The following is a 4,551-nucleotide window of genomic DNA, read 5'->3' on the forward strand; positions in this document are numbered from 1 at the left end:
AAAACATGGAGACCTGAACTGGCGGGATAATAAAAACCGCGCCAGGTCAGCATATACTGGTACCCTTTTGAGCGCCCATGTGATCAACTGCCTTCATGACGGGAGACACGGACGACATCATCGCCTTGCGCGCGGCACTTGCCGCTGCCGAGGCGCGTGCCGAGGTCGCGGAAGCGCGCGCGGCCAGCGCCGAAGCGCAGATTGCCCATCTCAAACATCTTATCGCGCGGATGCGCCAGGACCGTTTCGGCGCCTCGTCGGAGCGGGGGCGCCGCCTGCTGGCCCAGCTCGAACTCGAACTGGAAGAGCTGGAGACGACACTCGCCGAGGACGCGCCCGAAAATGCGGCGGATCCCGCCGTCCGCGCGACAGCACCCAGGAGCAACCGGGGGCGCCAGCCCCTGCGTGCCGATCTGCCGCGCGAGCGGGCCGTCATCCCCGCACCGACACAGTGTCCGTGCTGTGGCAGCGATCGTCTGAGCAAACTGGGGGAGAGCGTCACCGAGACGCTGGAGGTGATCCCGCGCCAGTTCAAGATGGGGTGGACGGCCTCCATGCGGCATCAATGTGCCATGCTGGGGTCGGAATGACCATTCAGAGGAGACCGCCCGGATGAAAATTACCATGATCGGCCTGGATATCGCCAAGTCCGTTTTTCAGGCGCACGGCACAGATGCAAACGGAAAATGTCTTCTCAAGCGAAAGCTCGGGCGCAGTGAGGTTGCCTCATTCTTCGGGAAACTCGAGCGGTGTCAGGTCGTGCTCGAAGCTTGCGGCACATCGCATCATTGGGCGCGCGTCATCCGCGATGCGGGTCATGACGTGAAACTTATTCCGCCGGACATGGTCAAGCCGTTCGTCAAACGTGGCAAGAAAAACGACGCTGTTGACGCCGCAGCCATTTGTCTTGCGGCACTCCATCCCGACACGCGCTTCGTCCCGATCAAAAACGAAGAACAGCAAAGCCTGCTCTCGTTACACTCAACGCGCACACTATTGGTCAAACAGCAGACGATGCTGGTCAATGCGTTGCGCGCGCTTGCAGCGGAATTCGGCTTGATCGTGCCGTTGGGAAACAGTCGCCTGCCCGATCTTCTGGCGAAAATCGAGACATCACCCGATTTGCCCGACGTCATGAAGCAGACTGTCATTTTGCTCTTCGAACAATACGGAAAGTTGAGTGAAAGCATCGGATGCCTGGAAAGGCGAATCCAGGCGCACGCCAGGCAGGACGAAGATGCCCGTCGTCTTTTGACAATACCCGGCATCGGCCCGATGACCGCGTCCTTGATCGTGGCATCTGTCACGGATATCGACACTTTCGAAAGTGCGCGGCACTTCGCGGCCTGGCTTGGACTTGTGCCGCGCCAGCACTCGTCCGGCGGAAAGGTCCGGCTGGGCAGGATTACGAAAACGGGCAACCGGGAAATAAGGAAGCTGCTCGTTCTGGGGGCGACATCCATGTCCTTCCGCGCGCAGAAATGGACAAGCGCCGCAGGGGCATGGCTTTGCAAGCTTCTGGAGCGTCGCCCAACACGTCTTGCAACCATCGCACTTGCCAACAAACTGGCCCGGATCGTCTGGGCTCTCCTGTCGCGCAAAGAGATCTATCGTCCGGCCGGCCGCAATGTCGCTGTAATCTGACATGCGCTGCCAAGACGATGGATGCCGGGGTTCGCCCCGGTAGATCCGGCAGAATGCACTGACCAGCGTGATGGGAAGACTGTAATTCAGGAACAGTTCAGGCGATACCGTTGGATGACATGTGCCATCGAGCACGTTTTCAAGATTGGTGCCTGACACGCAAGCGCACACCCATAATGGCCAGCGAAAAACGTCGCACAAACAGGCCGGACATAAGGGCGCACCTGACCGGATCCCCGCATCCTGCGAGCAGCGATGCATTCCACCGAGAAAACAAGATTTAGAGAAACGCAGAGAGATAACAAATGTGATCCATTGCATCGAACCGGCCGTCCACATAAGGTCATCCAGACGGTGCGGGAGAAGTTCACCTGCCGGGACTGCGAGAGCATCACCCAGCCACCCGCCCCCTTCCATCCGATCGCGCGCGGACGCGCCGGCCCATGGCTGCTGTCGACCATCCTGTGCGACAAGTTCCTGCAGCATCTGCCGCTGAACCGCCAGAGCGATGCCTTTGCCCGCGAAGGGATCGATCTCGACACATCAACGCTGGCCGACTGGGTGGGAGCCTGCACCGCGACGCTGGCCCCCCTGACTACGCTGATCCGGGCGCATGTGCTGGCGGCACAACGCCTGCACGCGGACGACACCACCGTGCCGGTTCTGGCGAAAGGCCGGACAGTCACCGGACGATTGTGGAATTATGTGCGTGATGATGGTCCATTTGGTGGGCCAGCACCGCCAGCCGTCTGGTTCCGGTATTCCCGGGACCGCAAGGGCGAACATCCCACGGACCATCTCACCGGCTGGACCGGCATTCTGCAGTCAGACGCCTATGCGGGTTATAATACTCTGGCGAAACCGGGACGCCAACCCGCGCCGGTTGTCTCCGCCGGATGCTGGGCCCACGGACGCAGAGGGCTGTTCAAAATCGCCGAGAGGGACAAGGCGCCCCTCGCCATAGAGGCAGTAGGCAGGATCGACGCCATATTCCAGGCCGAGCGCACCATCAACGGTACGCCCCCAGAACATCGGCTGGCAGTCCGTCAAACAGACATAGCCCCTCTGGTCGACGATCTGTTCGACTGGATGCGGGAGTGTTGCCGGCGCATGTCGACCAAAAATCCCGTTGCCCACGCCATGAACTATTTTCTCAGACGTGCCGATACATTCACACGATTCCTCACTGACGGCCGGATCTGCCTCTCAAACAATGCAGCAGAACGCGCCCTGCGCGGCATCGCCCTGGGCAGGAAAGCCTGGTTGTTCGCCGGGTCCGATCGTGGCGGAGAGCGCGCCGCCGCCATGTATTCCCTGATCGTCACCGCGCGCCTGAACGATGTCGATCCCCATGCATGGCTCGCTGATGTCCTGGCACGGATCAATGACATCCCCAATCCACGCCTCCATGAACTCCTGCCCTGGCACTGGAAAGCCCACCAGCAGGTCCACAATACCATCGCCGCCTGAATACGCCCGCGTCTCTCGCCGGATGATTACGAATTTTCAGATAGGTCTGCCAATCGATATAACCAGGATACTGGTCCTGAACGACAATGCGCCATTCATCGATGGGCCGGGGGGTTTTCTGCGGTAGATTTCCAGGCCTTTGCGCCTTGAACCGCGTTCGTCCGTAAACAAAGGCACCTGCATAGGCCGGGTTCCGCAAAATGCGTGCCACCGCTGCCAACGTGGCCGCTGTCCAGTGCAGATCGCCGTGCCGGTCTCGGGCTGGCAGATCGAGACCATTACGATTGAGATGCCTCATAACCTGCGAGACTGATTTCACTTTCAGGAAAGTACTGAAAAGAAAAACTAATCTTCCCTGAACCTCAACGTTGGGATCTTTGACGACTGCACCGCCAGGATTACGGACAAAGCCAATCGGCAGCGTCAACGCCAGAGCACCGCGTTCCGCCTTTGCAAGAAGGCCGGCAGTCAGACGACTGCGGATTGTGTGCAGTTCGAGTTCCGAGATAGTCCCTTTGAGACCAAGGAGCAAACGACCGTTTGGCGATGCCGGGTCGTAGACACCATCCCGATCTGCAATGAGACATTTCTGCAACCCGCAGATATCGAGCAGTGGATACCAGTCCGAGCAGTTTCGCGCGAGACGTGTCACGTCGATCGACAGAATAAGACCGACCTCGCCCAGGCCGACACGCCCGACCAACTCCCGGAAACCTTCCCGGCGCAGCGTGGAGGCACCACTGAGCCCCAGATCCGCATCAATGATTTCGACGTCGCCTGCCTTCCAGCCGAGTTCGCGGGCCCGGAGTTTCAGGGCATATTGAAGACGCAGACTTTCCTGGTTGCTGATGATCTGACTGGGCGTCGACTGACGCACATAGACGATCGCTTTCCGACCCAGATGCATTGGCAGAACCAACTCCGATCTCATGGAATGTCTCCCCCAGAATGCCTGCGATCTCGTCGATGATCTGACGTTTCTGCTTCGGCTGAAGCAATATCCAGAGATCTTTGGGTTGAATTGGCATCGTTCTCGATCCGGTCGATTTCCGATACCAATTCATTTATACTATCGACCGACAGTTTTGTACCATTAAATACGTTCACGTCGAAGTCGACGGCTGCAACGGGAATGATCAGCGTACCACCGCGGTCATAAAAAACCTCATACGAGATCGGAAAATTGTCCCCACGTGCAGCAAGCCGCCGCAACACGACGAGGCGGCGACCAAATAGCGGATGGCGCGGATCGCATACCTTGACAACCCCTGCCGGGGATTCGTCACCCTCAATGGGCAGTATATTCCTTAATGCCTTCGCTGGAGGGTGTGGATTGGCGCAATCCGCAAAAAACATGGAGACCTGAACTGGCGGGATAATAAAAACCGCGCCAGGTCAGCATATACTGGTACCCTTTTGAGCGCCCATGTGATCAAC

At 58.7% G+C, this 4,551-nt stretch carries 4 protein-coding genes and 1 pseudogene; 3 read left to right on the top strand and 2 right to left on the bottom strand.

Translation table 11 applies throughout. The features are described 5' to 3' along the window. Positions 1-95: 95 nt before the first annotated feature. The 3 genes and pseudogenes from DY926_RS16775 to tnpC all read left to right on the top strand — a co-directional run. Positions 96-590, top strand: a complete 495-nt coding sequence (locus DY926_RS16775; protein WP_116704375.1) for an IS66 family transposase — start codon at positions 96-98, stop codon at positions 588-590. Between the two features lie 22 nt (positions 591-612). Next, positions 613-1,644 (top strand): IS110 family RNA-guided transposase, encoded by a 1,032-nt coding sequence (locus DY926_RS16780; RefSeq protein WP_039732521.1) that lies wholly within the window; start codon positions 613-615, stop codon positions 1,642-1,644. Between the two features lie 330 nt (positions 1,645-1,974). Continuing rightward, a pseudogene (gene tnpC, locus DY926_RS16790) lies at positions 1,975-3,114 on the top strand (IS66 family transposase); the annotation flags it as partial. Here tnpC and DY926_RS16795 read toward each other — a convergent pair. Both DY926_RS16795 and DY926_RS17170 read right to left on the bottom strand, forming a co-directional pair. Then, complete coding sequence (locus tag DY926_RS16795) at positions 3,026-4,045, bottom strand: recombinase family protein (RefSeq protein ID WP_116704376.1); 1,020 nt, start codon at positions 4,043-4,045, stop codon at positions 3,026-3,028. The pseudogene tnpC and the gene DY926_RS16795 sit on opposite strands and share 89 nt — an antisense overlap. After that, complete coding sequence (locus tag DY926_RS17170) at positions 4,042-4,470, bottom strand: hypothetical protein (RefSeq protein WP_148707849.1); 429 nt, start codon at positions 4,468-4,470, stop codon at positions 4,042-4,044. Before DY926_RS17170 ends, DY926_RS16795 begins: the two co-directional genes overlap by 4 nt. Positions 4,471-4,551 lie beyond the last annotated feature (81 nt).

This window comes from Komagataeibacter melaceti (assembly GCF_003403295.1).
In the GTDB taxonomy this organism is placed as follows: domain Bacteria; phylum Pseudomonadota; class Alphaproteobacteria; order Acetobacterales; family Acetobacteraceae; genus Komagataeibacter; species Komagataeibacter melaceti.

Coding starts and splice junctions, on each gene's coding strand:
- DY926_RS16775 (WP_116704375.1), top strand. CDS start 96: ATGACGGGAGACACGGACGACATCATCGCCTTGCGCGCGGCACTTGCC.
- DY926_RS16780 (WP_039732521.1), top strand. CDS start 613: ATGAAAATTACCATGATCGGCCTGGATATCGCCAAGTCCGTTTTTCAG.
- DY926_RS16795 (WP_116704376.1), bottom strand. CDS start 4,045: ATGAGATCGGAGTTGGTTCTGCCAATGCATCTGGGTCGGAAAGCGATC.
- DY926_RS17170 (WP_148707849.1), bottom strand. CDS start 4,470: ATGTTTTTTGCGGATTGCGCCAATCCACACCCTCCAGCGAAGGCATTA.